Here is a 13054-nt window from a genome sequence, read left to right on the forward strand (position 1 = left end):
GCTAGCTTTTGGAAGGGACTGTTGTTACAAGTCCGCCCTATCTGAAATCGTCAACCGCGGGAGAGTGTCATGGGTTCTATGACGGACGCGCCGAACCGGCAGAATGGCCCGGCGCTATCACGGGAGGAAATGGAGCGTGCCTACAGGGAAATGCTCCTTGTGCGTCGCTTCGAGGAAAAGGCCGGCCAGCTGTACGGCATGGGGCTGATCGGTGGCTTCTGCCATCTTTATATCGGTCAGGAAGCTGTTGTGGCTGGTATCGGTCTCGCCATGAAGAAGGGCGACCGTTCCATCACCTCCTATCGTGATCACGGGCAGATGCTGGTGGCTGGCATGACGGCCCGTGGCGTCATGGCGGAGCTCACAGGCCGTTCAGGGGGGTATTCCCACGGCAAGGGTGGCTCCATGCACATGTTTTCAAAGGAACAGGAGTTCTACGGAGGGCATGGTATTGTCGGAGCGCAGGTGGCCATCGGGACCGGCCTTGCCCTGACGAGTGCCTACAAGAAGGATGGTGCCGTTTCCATCGTGTATTTCGGTGAGGGTGCGTCCAATCAGGGGCAGGTTTATGAGAGCTTCAATCTCGCCGCCCTGCACAAGCTTCCCTGCCTTTATGTGATCGAGAACAACCGTTACGGCATGGGGACTTCCATTGAGCGCTCCTCCGCCTCCAAGGACCTCTCGAAGAATGCCGCTCCGTGGGGAATTCCATCCCGTAAGGTGGATGGCATGGATGTGGCCGCCGTTTATCAGGCCGCCAAGGAAGCCATGGAGCATTGCCGCTCCGGCAAGGGGCCGTTCCTGCTGGAGATGGAAACTTACCGCTATCGTGGCCATTCCATGTCAGACCCGGCGAAGTACCGCCAGCGGTCCGAGGTGGACGAGATGCGCCGGACACGTGACCCGATCGAAACGCTGAAAGCAGAAATGATCAAGCACGGGATTGATGAAGCCTTCTTCAAGGCAGTGGAACAGGATGTGAAGGCCACTGTGAAGGATGCTGCCGAATTTGCAGAAACCAGCCCTGAGCCGGATGCATCCGAGCTCTGGACCGACGTTCTGGTGGGGGAATAACTCATGGCCTCTCCTATTCTCATGCCTGCTCTCTCCCCGACGATGGAGGAGGGAACACTGGCCCGCTGGGTCAAGAAAGAAGGTGATGTGGTCAAGCCCGGCGAAGTGATCGCCGAGATCGAGACCGACAAGGCCACCATGGAAATGGAAGCCGTCGAGGAAGGCGTTCTGGGGCGCATCCTCGTCACCGAGGGAACGGACCACGTGGCGGTGAACACGCCCATCGCCGTCCTGCTGGAGGAAGGTGAGGACGCTTCTGCAGCGGACGGGCTGGACCTCGGTCCCAAGGCTGGCTCTGCTTCCAAGGTGGAAAAGAACGTTCCTGCCCAGACGCCCGCACCACAGGCTCCGGCCAGCACCTCCACGACCGATCTGGTCGAGCCTGAATGGGGGGAGACGGCCGAGATCACCGTGCGTGAGGCTCTGCGTGATGCCATGGCTGCCGAGATGCGTCGTGATGAGGACGTGTTCCTGCTCGGTGAGGAAGTGGCCCAGTATCAGGGTGCCTACAAGGTCAGTCAGGGCCTTCTGGATGAATTCGGTGCAAAGCGTGTCATGGATATGCCCATCACGGAGCATGGCTTCACCGGCATGGCCGTTGGTGCCGCCCTGTCCGGTGTGAAGCCGATCGTCGAATTCATGACGATGAACTTCTCCCTTCAGGCTGTGGACCACATCATCAACTCTGCCGCCAAGACACGTTACATGTCCGGTGGTCAGATGTCCTGTCCGATCGTGTTCCGTGGTCCCAACGGAGCAGCGGCCCGTGTCGGGGCGCAGCATTCCCAGTGCTTTGGCAGCTGGTATGCCCACATTCCGGGCCTGAAGGTCGTGGCCCCGTGGTCTGCGGCAGATGCCAAGGGCCTGCTCCGTGCCGCCATCCGTGATCCGAACCCGGTCGTGGTTCTGGAAAACGAGATCATGTACGGCAAGAAGTTCCCATGCCCGGTGGATGAGGATTTCATCCTGCCGATCGGCAAGGCCAAGATCGAGCGTGAAGGCAAGGATGTGACGCTGGTCGCTTTCTCCATCATGGTTGGCGTGGCTCTGGAAGCTGCCGAGCTTTTGGCCGAGCAGGGCATTGAGGCCGAGGTGATCAACCTGCGGACCCTGCGTCCGCTCGATACGGAAACGATCATCAAGAGCGTGAAGAAGACGAGCCGCATCGTGTCGGTGGAAGAAGGCTGGCCGGTTGCGGGCATCGGGTCCGAAATCTGCACGGTTGCCGTCGAGCAGGCCTTTGACTGGCTGGATGCCCCTCCGGCCCGTGTCTGCGGGCTGGATATTCCTCTCCCTTATGCAGCAAATCTGGAGAAGCTGGCCCTGCCCAAGCCGGAATGGATTGTTGAGGCTGTGCGCAAGCAGTTTGGAGACTGAAACCGATGGCAATCAATATTTTAATGCCGGCCCTGTCTCCGACCATGACGGAAGGTACTGTCGCCCGTTGGCTTAAAAAAGAGGGTGACATGGTCCAGTCCGGCGATGTGATCGCCGAGATCGAGACCGACAAGGCGACCATGGAAGTGGAAGCGGCGGATGAGGGGATTCTTGGGAAGATCCTCATTCCGGAAGGGACCGAGCATGTGGCCGTGAAAACCCCGATCGCCATTCTGGTGGATGAGGGGGAAGATGTTCCGGAGGCTCCGGCTGCCGGGGCAAAGCCGGAACTGGAAAAGAAGGCCGGAGTAAAGGACGAGACTCCCGCCCCGATTGAGATTTCCTCTTTCGACCCGGACAAGAAGCCGGCTGCACCTGAAAAAGGCAAAGGGGAGCGCATCTTCATTTCTCCTCTGGCCCGTCGCATTGCCAAGGAGCATGGGGTTGATATTGCCAGCCTGGCAGGGACAGGCCCCAATGGCCGCATCCTGCGGCGTGACGTGGAGAAGGCGAAGGGGCAGAAGCCTGCCCCGGCTGCGTCGTCTGCGGCCGCTCCGGCAGCTGGTCATGTGGAGCATGTGAAGCATTCCGGGATGCGGAAGGTGATTGCCCGCCGCCTGACGGAATCCAAGACACAGGTGCCGCATTTCTATGTCTCTGTTGATATCGAGCTGGATGCCCTGCTGTCCCTGCGCAGCCGCCTGAACAAGGCTCTGGAGGCAGAGGGCTGCAAGATTTCTGTCAATGACATGATGATCAAGGCCGTGGCTCTTGCCCTGAAGAAGCTGCCGGGCCTGAACGTCCAGTTCACCGAGACCGAGATGCTGCATTTCGAGGATGTGGACATTTCCATGGCCGTCTCCGTGCCGGATGGGCTGGTGACGCCGGTCATCCGGCAGGCTGACCGCAAGAGCCTCAGGGAGATCAGTCAGGAGGCCCGCAGTCTTGCGACCCGTGCCCGTGATGGCAAGCTCTCGCCTGAGGACTATCAGGGTGGAACGTTCTCCATTTCCAACATGGGCATGTTTGGCGTGAAGGACTTCGCTGCCATCATCAATCCGCCGCAGGCTGGCATCCTTGCGGTTGCTTCGGGTGAGAAACGCCCCGTGGTGCGGGATGGTGAGCTGGCCGTAGCAACCGTCATGACGGCCACGCTCTCGGTGGATCATCGTGCCGTGGATGGTGCTCTTGGTGCGCAGTGGCTCAATACGCTGCGTGACCTCATTCAGAACCCTTATTCTCTGGTGCTTTGATCATGTCCGACCTTTTTGATCTTGTTGTGATCGGTGGTGGCCCGGGGGGCTATGTGGCCGCACTGCGGGCCAGCCAGCTTGGCATGAATGTGGCTCTGGTGGAGAGCACCCACATGGGTGGCGTGTGCCTCAACTGGGGCTGCATCCCCACCAAGGCCTTGCTGCGCTCCGCCGAGGTGTATCATACGCTCGGCCATCTCCAGGAGTACGGTCTTTCTGCCAACCAGCCGTCCTTTGACCTCGCAGCCATTGTGAAACGGTCCCGTGGCGTGGCGGAGCGGATGGGGAAGGGCGTGGCCCATCTTCTGAAGAAAGCCAAGGTCACGACCTTTGATGGCCGTGGCAGGCTGGCCGGTCGTGCTGGTGAGGCGCATAAGGTCTCCATCACGAAGGATGGCAAGGAAACGGCCCAGATCCGTGCGCCTCATGTCATTCTGGCCACCGGGGCACGGGGGCGTCAGCTTCCCGGGCTTGAGACGGACGGCAAGCTTGTCTGGGGTGCCCGTGAGGCCATGACGCCGGATACGCTGCCCAAGCGGCTTCTGGTCATCGGTTCTGGTGCCATTGGCATCGAGTTTGCCTCTTTCTATCGTGATCTTGGCTGTGAGGTCACGATTGCTGAAGTGGCTGACCGTATCCTCATGACCGAGGATGCCGAGATCAGCGCACAGGCGCACAAGGCGTTCGAGAAGCGTGGCATGACCATCCATACGGGTGCGAAGGTTGGTCCGCTGAAGAAGGGGGCCAATGAGGTCTCCACCACGATCGAGACGGCAAAAGGCAAGGTTGACCTGACGGTGGATCGTGTGATCTGCGCCGTGGGCATCGTCGGTAACGTGGAAGACCTCGGCCTCGAGGGGACGAAGGTCAAGGTGGACCGTTCGCACATCCAGACGGACGAGTTCTGCCGCACGGGTGAGCCGGGCATCTATGCCATCGGTGACGTGGCGGCTCCGCCGTGGCTGGCCCACAAGGCAAGCCATGAAGGTGTGATCTGCGTCGAGAAGATCAGCGGACGCTCTCCGGAGCCTCTCCATGCCCGCAACATTCCGGGCTGCATCTATGCCCGTCCGCAGGTGGCTTCCGTGGGGCTGAGCGAGGAGAAGGCCAAGGCAGAGGGCTACAAGGTCCGTGTCGGGCGGTTCCCCTTCCTGGCCAACGGCAAGGCCGTGGCCATGGGTGAGCCTGAAGGCATGACCAAGACGGTCTTTGACGCCGAGACGGGCGAGCTGCTCGGTGCCCATATGATCGGCTCCGAAGTTACGGAGATGATCCAGGGGTATGTCATTGCCCGTACGGGCGAGCTGACCGATGCTGAGCTGATGGAAACGGTCTTCCCGCATCCGACCATCTCGGAGACGATGCACGAAGCCGTTCTTGCCGCTTATGAGGGTGCTCTGCACATCTGATTCATGGTCCAGCGTATCGTCATCAATCATCAGCGGGAGCGTATGGCGGCCATACGGCATCCTGAGAAGGCTCACCGGCCGGACAACCCCATCCAGAAGAAACCTTCATGGATCAGGGTGAAGGCTCCAGGGAGCAATCCCGTCTATGATGAGACAAGAGAGCTGATGCGCACGCATGGCCTGGCGACCGTCTGCGAGGAAGCAGCCTGCCCGAATATCGGGGAGTGCTGGTCCCAGCGCCATGCGACCATGATGATCATGGGTGAGATATGCACGAGGGCCTGTGCCTTCTGCAATGTCACGACGGGCCTTCCCAACCGGCTGGACCCTGATGAACCTGCCCATGTGGCGGAGGCTGTGGCCAAGCTGGGGCTGAAGCATGTGGTCATCACATCGGTGGACCGTGATGACCTGCCTGATGGCGGGGCGCAGCATTTTGCCGATGTGATCGCTGCCATCAGGGCTGCGTCGCCCGGTACGACCATAGAAATCCTGACACCCGATTTCCTGCGGAAGCCGGGTGCGCTGGAGGTGGTCGTGGAAGCCCGGCCGGATGTGTTCAACCACAATATCGAGACGGTGCCCCGGCTCTATCCGGGGATACGCCCGGGGGCCCGTTATTATCAGTCAGTCCGTCTTCTGGATGAGGCCAAGAAGCTTGATCCGTCCATCTTCACGAAGTCCGGCATGATGCTGGGGTTGGGTGAAGAGAAGATGGAGGTGGCGCAGGTGATGGATGATTTCCGGATTGCCGATGTCGATTTTCTGACACTGGGTCAGTATCTCCAACCCACTGTCAAACATGCGGCAGTGAAAGCCTTCGTCACGCCTGATGAATTTGCTGATTACGGTGCCATGGCCCGGGCGAAGGGGTTCCTTCAGGTCAGCTCGTCTCCGCTGACCCGGTCCTCCTATCATGCGGACCGGGACTTTGCCGAGCTGCGTGAGGCCCGGGAACGTCGTTTGAAAAAGGGTCAGGGCTGATGCCGACACACGCTGAACAGAGAGTGATTCCCTATTCTGCTGAGCAGCTTTTTGATCTGGTAGCTGATGTTGGCAAGTATCCCGAGTTTCTGCCCTGGTGCGTGCGATCGGTCGTTCGGTCACGTATGGAAGACGAGCTGCTGGCCGACCTGACAATCGGCTTCGGACCGTTCAGGGAAAGCTATACGAGCCGTGTGCGGCTGGAGCGTCCCCATCGTATCGTCGTGGGGTATGAGCGTGGTCCTTTCAAACATCTCAAGAATGTCTGGACCTTCACACCGGAGGGGCAGGGCTGCCGTGTCGATTTCTTTGTGGATTTTGAGTTCCGGTCCCGCCTTCTGAGGAATGCCATTGGCATGGTCTTCAATGAGGGGGTCCGCTTGATGGTCAAGGCTTTTATTACCCGGGCTGGGGCAATCTATGGGCCTCCCGGAGGGAATGCAGGCTGACAGGACCAGCAGACGAAAGATCTGTTGCCCGGTCTGGATGGGGTGGACTTACAGACCTGTTTTTTATGTAATATTTCTTTTAGTGCTGTGTGGATTGTTTTGCAGAAGTATTCGTCCTACACTGCCCCCGTCGTCACATGGAAGGACGATTGAGGAGGATTTATGAAGAAACTGTCTCTCTCTGCTGTCGCTCTGATCGGCCTGACAGCTGCTGCTGCTCCGGCTTTTGCTGCTGATGCCCATCATGCTCGCCATCACCATCATCATGGCAAGAAGTGCAACATGAAGCATGGCCAGAAGAAGGAAGACGGCAAGGCTCCGCAGGCTACTGAAGATCTGAACGCATCTTCCCTGCAGAAGTCCCAGCCTGCAGCTCCGGCTCCGGAAGCAGCTCCGGCCCAGCCTGCGGCTCCGGCTCCGGAAGCAGCTCCGGCCAACTGATCCAGGCCTGTTTCTGGCAGTGGAAAAGCGGTCCCGTCTGGGACCGCTTTTTTTATGATTCGTCCCTAAAAGATCAATGGGGCAGGAGAAGTGCGTAAAGGGACATGTCCGTGGTGATGTGCTCGATATAGACTCGTGTTTCCTTATAGGGGATGAGGAGAATCCAGCGCAGCAGACTGTCTTCATCTTCACGTGTTGGAGACGTGGGGCTGCCTATTTCGTCCTGCCACTGCCTGGAGCGGCCAGGCCCGGCATTGTAGGCAGCCAGTGCGTAGGGCAAAACCTGACCGAACTGGGCCTGAAGGTCCTCCATGAAAAGGCTGCCGATCATCGTGTTGATGTTGGGGTCCAGCAGGTCGGCAGGGGATGTCAGCTGATACGGTAGAGCATGGCGTTTTGCTGTCCGGATGGCTGTTGGCAGGAGAAGCTGCGTGAGGCCAAGTGCATGGCGGGGGCTGACAGCGTATTCATCCATGCTGCTTTCCTGGCGGATCAGGGCTGGCATGAGGCTCGGGGGCAGGGAAGTGGGGACCATGACACGGGGTGACGGATAGCCTCCCGGATAGAAGGCGATACCCTGCCGGGCCAGCTGTCGGGCCACGAGGATGGCAGGCTTGGGCAGGCCAAGTCTGGTTGAAAGGCGTGCTATGGCTGGCTGCCCCGCCCGGTCATCCTGTGTCCTGCCCTGAAGATAGGTCAGGAACAGGGTAGCATTCTGGTTGTCACCAGCCTGTTGCAGCCGTGTTGCGGCTGCCATCAGATCAGGTCGTGGCGACTTTCCTGCTGGTGGCATGGGGGGCAGAGCAGCCAGTTGCTGTTTCAGCAGTGCGAGGAAACGCATGTCCCGGTTGGTGGCCGAGAGAAATGCTGTGTGCGTCAATCGTGCCAGAGCCATTTGGCCGTAAAAGGTGGTCGGCAGGGTTGCTGCTTTCCTGAAGAGTGGTCCGGCCTGGTCCGGGTGCTGGCTTTCCAGACTTCGGGCCTGCCAGTAGAGCCCTGCGGCCCGGTGGTTCAGGTCTGTTTCTGCTGCCAGAGCCTTGAAATGTGGTGCAGCCCGGTTGGGGTCATGCAGCAGCATGAGGGCGATATATCCGGCCATCATGTGGCTGTCTTCGGTCTGGCTGGAGGCAGGTATGGTGTCCAGCAGGGCAAAACCCGTCAGTGCGGCATCATGTCTGCTGGAGCGTAACAGGGCCCGGACAAAATTTGTACGCTCGTCCTGCCATTGTGTGACCGTCGGCAGGGAGAGGGCACCGACGGACGTTGTGGGAAGCGGTTGCTGCCAGAGCTGGATGGCTTCATCCAGCCGGTCGTGAAGGCGCAGATATTTCAGTCGATAATAAACCAGCATGGCATCGCTGGAGGCATCCGTATTCTGGAAGGCAGCATCGGCGTCAGCCGTGGCAAAACGGTTGGCCAGCCGTGCTGTGAGGACAGGACGCAGAGCAGGAGGTGTTCGTTGAAGCTGCTCCCTGGCAAGGGTGACCGGGCCGTTGCGTTCCAGCCGCTCGTAGCGTTTCAGTTCATCATCGGCTGTCAGATGGGCTGAAAAACGGGTAAGGAAAAGCCCCTGTTCTGCCGGACCCATGTCTGTTTCCCGCCAGAGCCGACGTGCCTGGGTTGGGAGGTCCGGCAGAAAGGAGGCACAGGCGGCGAGAAGATCACTGCGCATGATGGGGAAGGCAGGACACAGGGCCTGACGTGCCTGCGCCGATGTTTCCATCAGCATGGCCCGTTCATACCGGCTTTCGATGCGTTTCTGCAACGGCCAGGCAGGTTGCTGGCGGAGAAAAGCCGCATAACGCTGGGCTGGGTAGGCCGTGCCTCCCGGGGCCGTCAGCGCTTTCCATTCATCCAGCCGGGATGGAGACGATGCGGATGGAACAGAAGGGGAAAGGCCGAGCTCTGCTTCCAGTGATCTGGAAGTGTCGCCCCATGCTGTCACGGCCGGAGCAGAACAGGCGAGGGCCAGAACGCATCGGAGGATTGTCCGACCCGGTCTGCCTGGCGGTTTAATGGACGTTCGGAAAGCGGATATCATGATAGCCTTGGTAAAGAAGGTGCAGGCTGAGGCCGAGCATGATCAGGACGCCAACCCAGCCCAGCCAGCGCATCCGCAACAGGAGGGTGGGCGTATGGATGACGCCGACCGTGATGATCACGAGGGAAATGACGAGCCCGACAATGAGGATGATGTGGTGATGGATGGACACACAGGCGATGGCGAGAATATTGTCCAATCCGAGGGCGAGGTCCGCAATGATGATCTTGGGAATGGCCTCGGCCAGGCTGGTTGAGTGGCTGCTTGTCTCTTCCGGGACGGGGGACGTGAGGGCACGGTACAGTGTCCAGCTTGTCCAGAACAGCAGAACGCTGGCTACAAGTTTCGTGTAGGAAAAAATGAGGAGATCACTGAGGATCAGGGTCAGCCCGATCCTGAGAAATGCAGCCAGAGCCGTGCCGAAGATCAAAGCCTGCCGCCTGTAGCGCCGTATTTCTGCCTGTGTCTCGGAGGACTGGAAATTTTCATCGGTTCCGGTTGGTCTGATGCTGTCTATGATCCTCTTGAGGATGATCACGTTATAGCCGCTGAGGGCCAGATTCAGGAGGATGGTCAGACAGACCATCACGATGAAATGGAAAAGAGACATGATCACACGATCGTATTTGCAGTGTCCGGCCTGCCTTTGTCGGCCCTCCATTATAGCCAGAAATCTTTTCTGATGCAGTAAAATGATTTCTCCGGAGAAGATTGATAAAGACGGTTCTGCTTCCCTTCCTGTAAAAGCCGGTCTCTTTTCGCTGTCGGCTCTGGCAAGAGGGTACTGTTTGGGGTAAGCAGGGCTGGATTGCTTTTTCTGCAGGAGTTACGTCATGGTTCCCCGCTATTCGCGTCCTCGGATGACGGCCATCTGGTCACCGGTCAACCGTTACCGCATCTGGTTCGAGATTGAGGCTCTGGCCTGTGAGGCGCTTGCCAAGAGAGGGGAGATTCCGGAAGACGCTGCCAGGATCATCCGCACGAAGGGTGATGAGGCCATGGCGGCATTCTCCGATGCTGATGTGGCCCGGATTGATGAGATTGAAGCCGAAACCCGCCATGACGTCATCGCCTTCCTGACATGGCTGGCAGAAAAGGTCGGACCGGAGAGCCGTTTTGTCCACATGGGCATGACATCCTCTGATGTCCTGGATACCTGTTTGGCCGTACAGCTGACGCAGGCGGCCGATATTCTCCTGGAGGACATGGACATCCTTCTGGCTGCACTGAAAAAGCGTGCCCATGAGCACAAACATACCGTCACCATCGGGCGCAGTCACGGCATCCATGCTGAACCGATGAGCTTCGGTCAGAAGCTGGCCGGGCATTATGCCGAGTTTGCCCGCAACCGTCGCCGTCTTGAGGTGGCCCGTGAGGAAATCGCCGTCTGTGCCATTTCCGGTGCGGTGGGTACCTATGCCCATATCTCTCCCGAGGTGGAAGAATATGTGGCCAATCACTTGGGGCTGAAGGCGGAGGCTGTCTCCACGCAGGTGATCCCCCGTGACCGTCATGCGGCTTTTTTCTGCGCTCTGGGCGTGATCGCCAGCGGGATCGAGCGTCTGGCAACGGAAGTACGGCATCTCCAGCGCTCTGAGGTGCGTGAGGCAGAAGAATTCTTCCATGCCGGGCAGAAGGGCAGCTCGGCCATGCCCCACAAGCGGAACCCGGTTCTGTCCGAAAACCTGACGGGCCTGGCCCGTCTCATCCGCTCTTATGTCACTCCGGCGCTGGAGAATGTGGCCCTGTGGCACGAGCGTGACATCAGCCATTCCTCTGTGGAGCGGAACATCTGCCCGGATGGGACGGTCACGCTGGACTTCGCCCTGGCCCGCTTGTCCGGGATGATGGAGAAACTGGTGGTCTATCCAGACCAGATGCTTGCCAATGTGGAAAGCCTTGGTGGCGTGGTCCATTCTGGCGAGGTGCTGCTGGTTCTGGCCCGTGCTGGCATTTCCCGGGAGGATGCCTACCGGATCGTCCAGCGTGCCGCCATGGCAACATGGACGAAGCTCGGTACGCCAGAAGGCCGGACATTCCGTGAAAATCTGGAGGCTGATCCCGAGGTGGCCGGACGGGTCGAGAAGGCCGTGCTTGATGATGCTCTGGATCCCGCACGGCATCTCCGTGCAGTGGACCAGATATTTGCCCGCGTTTTTGGCTGAACAGCAGGGCCGGAGCTGCCGGCCTGATCTCAGGCTCGTCTAAGGGCGTCCAGCTGTGCTAGGCTGCCCGGACGACCTGTAGGTGCATCGATTAAGGATTGAATGACATGGCTCGCCGTCGTCAGATTTATGAGGGAAAAGCCAAGATCATTTTTGAAGGGCCGGAGCCGGGAACGGTCGTCCAGTACTTCAAGGATGATGCAACGGCAGGCAATGGGGCCAAGAGTGGCGTCATTACGGGCAAGGGTGTTCTCAACAACCGGATCAGCGAATATCTGATGCAGCGTCTGGGGGAGCTGGGCATTCCCACCCACTTTATCCGCAGCCTGAACATGCGCGAACAGCTGGTGCGGGAGGTGGAGATCATTCCGCTGGAGGTCGTGGTCCGCAATGTTGTGGCGGGGTCCCTTTCCAAGCGTTTTGCCCTGCCTGAAGGTGAGCGTCTGTCCCGGACCCTTGTGGAATATTATTACAAGAATGATGCGCTGAATGACCCGCTGGTTTCCGAAGAGCATATTGCCACATTCGGCTGGGCGCATCCGCAGGAGCTTGAGGAAATCCAGAGCCTCGCCCTGCGGGTGAACGACTTCCTGTGCGGCCTGTTTACGGGTGTCGGGATCACGTTGATTGATTTCAAGCTGGAGTTCGGTCGTCTCTGGCAGGGGGACGAGATGAGGATAGTCCTGGCTGACGAGATTTCACCAGACAATTGCCGTCTGTGGGACAGCCGGACACAGGAGAAGATGGACAAGGACAGGTTCCGTCGGGACATGGGTGGCGTCGGTGAGGCCTATCAGGAAGTGGCACGTCGTCTGGGTATCCTTCCGGAACATGGCCAGGCTGAAAGCGTAGCTGCGGAGAGTGTGTGATGAAGGTTAGGGTGTTTGTTTCTCTGAAGGACGGTGTGCTGGATCCGCAGGGCAAGGCAGTAGAGCATGCGTTGCATTCTCTCGGGTTCGAGGGGGCATCTGATGTGCGGATCAGCCGTGTGGTGGATCTGTGCGTGAAGACTGACAGTGCAGAGGCGGCCAAGGAGAAGGGAGCTGAAATGGCTCGTGCTCTTCTGGCCAATGAGGTGATTGAGGATTTTCGGGTAGAGGTGGTTGGATGAAAAAGTCTGTTCGGCAGACAGGGCTTGCCCTGTTTTTCAGCATGGCATGTGTGTTCTTGGGGACTGCGGCTCACGCTCAGCGTATTTCATCTCTTTCAGGCGCTGAGCTGGAAAAGTTCTGCCAGAAAGAGTCCAAGCGGGCTGCCTGCGGGTCCTATCTGGCCGGTGTGGTCGATGGTGCTGCTTGGTCGCAGAGTTTTGGGGCTCTGGTCGGGGCACGCCCTGCGACGGCTTTCTGTCTGCCTGCGGGGATCAAGGGTATTCAGGTCCGGTCGCTTGTTGTCGGCTGGTTGGCTGGTCATGATGGCGTGGCCGCCCAGCCTGCCGGACGGGCCGTCTATCAGGCCCTTCATGCCAACTATGCCTGCCCTACGGGCATGGCCGGCATGTATGTTGAACAGAGGGCTGAAGCGCAGAATATTTCTTCTCTGCCGGGACGTGGCCTCGTCTCCATGTGCACGCATGAGAGTGGCCTGCTCGCCTGTGACGGCTATCTGGCCGGAACGATGGACAGTGAGGTCTGGGCCCGCAATTATTCCACGGTCGAGGGAGTCCATACACCGGTGGCTTTCTGTGTCCCGAAGGAAATCCGGGGAGCCCAGCTCCGGGCTTTGGTTGTCGGGTGGTATGCTGGTCATGAAGATGCCATGAACGAACCCGCCGGGCGTGGTATCTACCGGGCCCTGCATGACAACTATCCGTGCTCTTCCACGATACGGCCCATCGCCTCGGCACCAGCGGCTCAGTAGA

The 13054-nt window shown here is 59.1% G+C and carries 13 protein-coding genes; 11 read left to right on the forward strand and 2 right to left on the reverse strand.

Annotated features, from left to right (window positions below):
- Window positions 1–69: 69 nt before the first annotated feature.
- The 7 genes from pdhA (at window position 70) to DTJ15_RS03375 (ending at window position 6987) form a co-directional block, all read left to right on the forward strand.
- On the forward strand, window positions 70–1074 hold the full coding sequence (pdhA, locus tag DTJ15_RS03345; protein WP_192848099.1) for a pyruvate dehydrogenase (acetyl-transferring) E1 component subunit alpha: 1005 nt from the start codon (window positions 70–72) through the stop codon (window positions 1072–1074).
- Window positions 1075–1077: 3 nt separating this feature from the next.
- Entirely contained in the window at window positions 1078–2451 is a 1374-nt protein-coding gene (locus DTJ15_RS03350; RefSeq protein WP_086431029.1) for a pyruvate dehydrogenase complex E1 component subunit beta, read from the forward strand.
- A 5-nt stretch (window positions 2452–2456) separates the two neighbouring features.
- Window positions 2457–3704: a pyruvate dehydrogenase complex dihydrolipoamide acetyltransferase gene (locus DTJ15_RS03355; RefSeq protein WP_249109397.1), complete on the forward strand. Its 1248-nt coding sequence runs from the start codon at window positions 2457–2459 to the stop codon at window positions 3702–3704.
- Between the two features lie 2 nt (window positions 3705–3706).
- On the forward strand, window positions 3707–5113 hold the full coding sequence (gene lpdA / locus DTJ15_RS03360; RefSeq protein ID WP_081563099.1) for a dihydrolipoyl dehydrogenase: 1407 nt from the start codon (window positions 3707–3709) through the stop codon (window positions 5111–5113).
- 3 nt (window positions 5114–5116) lie between these two features.
- Window positions 5117–6097 carry a lipoyl synthase gene (gene lipA, locus DTJ15_RS03365; RefSeq protein WP_043560338.1) on the forward strand — a complete coding sequence of 327 codons (981 nt, stop codon included), beginning with the start codon at window positions 5117–5119 and terminating at the stop codon, window positions 6095–6097.
- A complete protein-coding gene (locus DTJ15_RS03370) occupies window positions 6097–6546 on the forward strand; it encodes a type II toxin-antitoxin system RatA family toxin (RefSeq protein WP_249109399.1) in 450 nt (149 codons plus the stop codon). The genes lipA and DTJ15_RS03370 overlap by 1 nt, the downstream gene beginning before the upstream one ends.
- A gap of 162 nt (window positions 6547–6708) precedes the next feature.
- Window positions 6709–6987 (forward strand): hypothetical protein, encoded by a 279-nt coding sequence (locus DTJ15_RS03375; RefSeq protein WP_043560331.1) that lies wholly within the window; start codon window positions 6709–6711, stop codon window positions 6985–6987.
- Between the two features lie 73 nt (window positions 6988–7060).
- Here DTJ15_RS03375 and DTJ15_RS09130 read toward each other — a convergent pair whose 3' ends face one another.
- Both DTJ15_RS09130 and DTJ15_RS03385 read right to left on the reverse strand, forming a co-directional pair.
- A complete protein-coding gene (locus DTJ15_RS09130; protein ID WP_249109401.1) occupies window positions 7061–8932 on the reverse strand; it encodes a lytic transglycosylase domain-containing protein in 1872 nt (623 codons plus the stop codon).
- A 67-nt stretch (window positions 8933–8999) separates the two neighbouring features.
- The gene (locus tag DTJ15_RS03385; RefSeq protein ID WP_227449634.1) at window positions 9000–9638 is read right to left on the reverse strand and encodes a TerC family protein; all 639 of its coding nucleotides are present in this window, start codon (window positions 9636–9638) and stop codon (window positions 9000–9002) included.
- A gap of 223 nt (window positions 9639–9861) precedes the next feature.
- Between DTJ15_RS03385 and purB the strand changes: the two genes are divergently transcribed.
- The 4 genes from purB (at window position 9862) to DTJ15_RS03405 (ending at window position 13053) form a co-directional block, all read left to right on the forward strand.
- Window positions 9862–11193 (forward strand): adenylosuccinate lyase, encoded by a 1332-nt coding sequence (purB, locus tag DTJ15_RS03390; protein ID WP_249109402.1) that lies wholly within the window; start codon window positions 9862–9864, stop codon window positions 11191–11193.
- Between the two features lie 107 nt (window positions 11194–11300).
- Window positions 11301–12062 carry a phosphoribosylaminoimidazolesuccinocarboxamide synthase gene (gene purC / locus DTJ15_RS03395; RefSeq protein ID WP_043560324.1) on the forward strand — a complete coding sequence of 254 codons (762 nt, stop codon included), beginning with the start codon at window positions 11301–11303 and terminating at the stop codon, window positions 12060–12062.
- Window positions 12062–12304, forward strand: coding sequence for a phosphoribosylformylglycinamidine synthase subunit PurS (gene purS, locus DTJ15_RS03400; RefSeq protein ID WP_043560321.1), 243 nt, complete (start codon window positions 12062–12064; stop codon window positions 12302–12304). The genes purC and purS overlap by 1 nt, the downstream gene beginning before the upstream one ends.
- Complete coding sequence (locus DTJ15_RS03405; protein ID WP_052349075.1) at window positions 12301–13053, forward strand: Rap1a/Tai family immunity protein; 753 nt, start codon at window positions 12301–12303, stop codon at window positions 13051–13053. Before purS ends, DTJ15_RS03405 begins: the two co-directional genes overlap by 4 nt.
- Window position 13054 lies beyond the last annotated feature (1 nt).

The sequence above is a fragment of the Parasaccharibacter sp. TMW 2.1891 genome, from assembly GCF_023337675.1.
Lineage (GTDB): Bacteria > Pseudomonadota > Alphaproteobacteria > Acetobacterales > Acetobacteraceae > Bombella > Bombella apis.

Bases quoted from the DNA above. Each gene is read 5' to 3' on its own strand.
- purS (WP_043560321.1), top strand. From the start codon at position 12,062: ATGAAGGTTAGGGTGTTTGTTTCTCTGAAGGACGGTGTGCTGGATCCG.
- lipA (WP_043560338.1), top strand. From the start codon at position 5,117: ATGGTCCAGCGTATCGTCATCAATCATCAGCGGGAGCGTATGGCGGCC.
- purC (WP_043560324.1), top strand. From the start codon at position 11,301: ATGGCTCGCCGTCGTCAGATTTATGAGGGAAAAGCCAAGATCATTTTT.
- purB (WP_249109402.1), top strand. From the start codon at position 9,862: ATGGTTCCCCGCTATTCGCGTCCTCGGATGACGGCCATCTGGTCACCG.
- pdhA (WP_192848099.1), top strand. From the start codon at position 70: ATGGGTTCTATGACGGACGCGCCGAACCGGCAGAATGGCCCGGCGCTA.
- DTJ15_RS03350 (WP_086431029.1), top strand. From the start codon at position 1,078: ATGGCCTCTCCTATTCTCATGCCTGCTCTCTCCCCGACGATGGAGGAG.
- DTJ15_RS03385 (WP_227449634.1), bottom strand. From the start codon at position 9,638: ATGTCTCTTTTCCATTTCATCGTGATGGTCTGTCTGACCATCCTCCTG.
- DTJ15_RS03370 (WP_249109399.1), top strand. From the start codon at position 6,097: ATGCCGACACACGCTGAACAGAGAGTGATTCCCTATTCTGCTGAGCAG.
- DTJ15_RS03405 (WP_052349075.1), top strand. From the start codon at position 12,301: ATGAAAAAGTCTGTTCGGCAGACAGGGCTTGCCCTGTTTTTCAGCATG.
- DTJ15_RS03375 (WP_043560331.1), top strand. From the start codon at position 6,709: ATGAAGAAACTGTCTCTCTCTGCTGTCGCTCTGATCGGCCTGACAGCT.
- lpdA (WP_081563099.1), top strand. From the start codon at position 3,707: ATGTCCGACCTTTTTGATCTTGTTGTGATCGGTGGTGGCCCGGGGGGC.
- DTJ15_RS03355 (WP_249109397.1), top strand. From the start codon at position 2,457: ATGGCAATCAATATTTTAATGCCGGCCCTGTCTCCGACCATGACGGAA.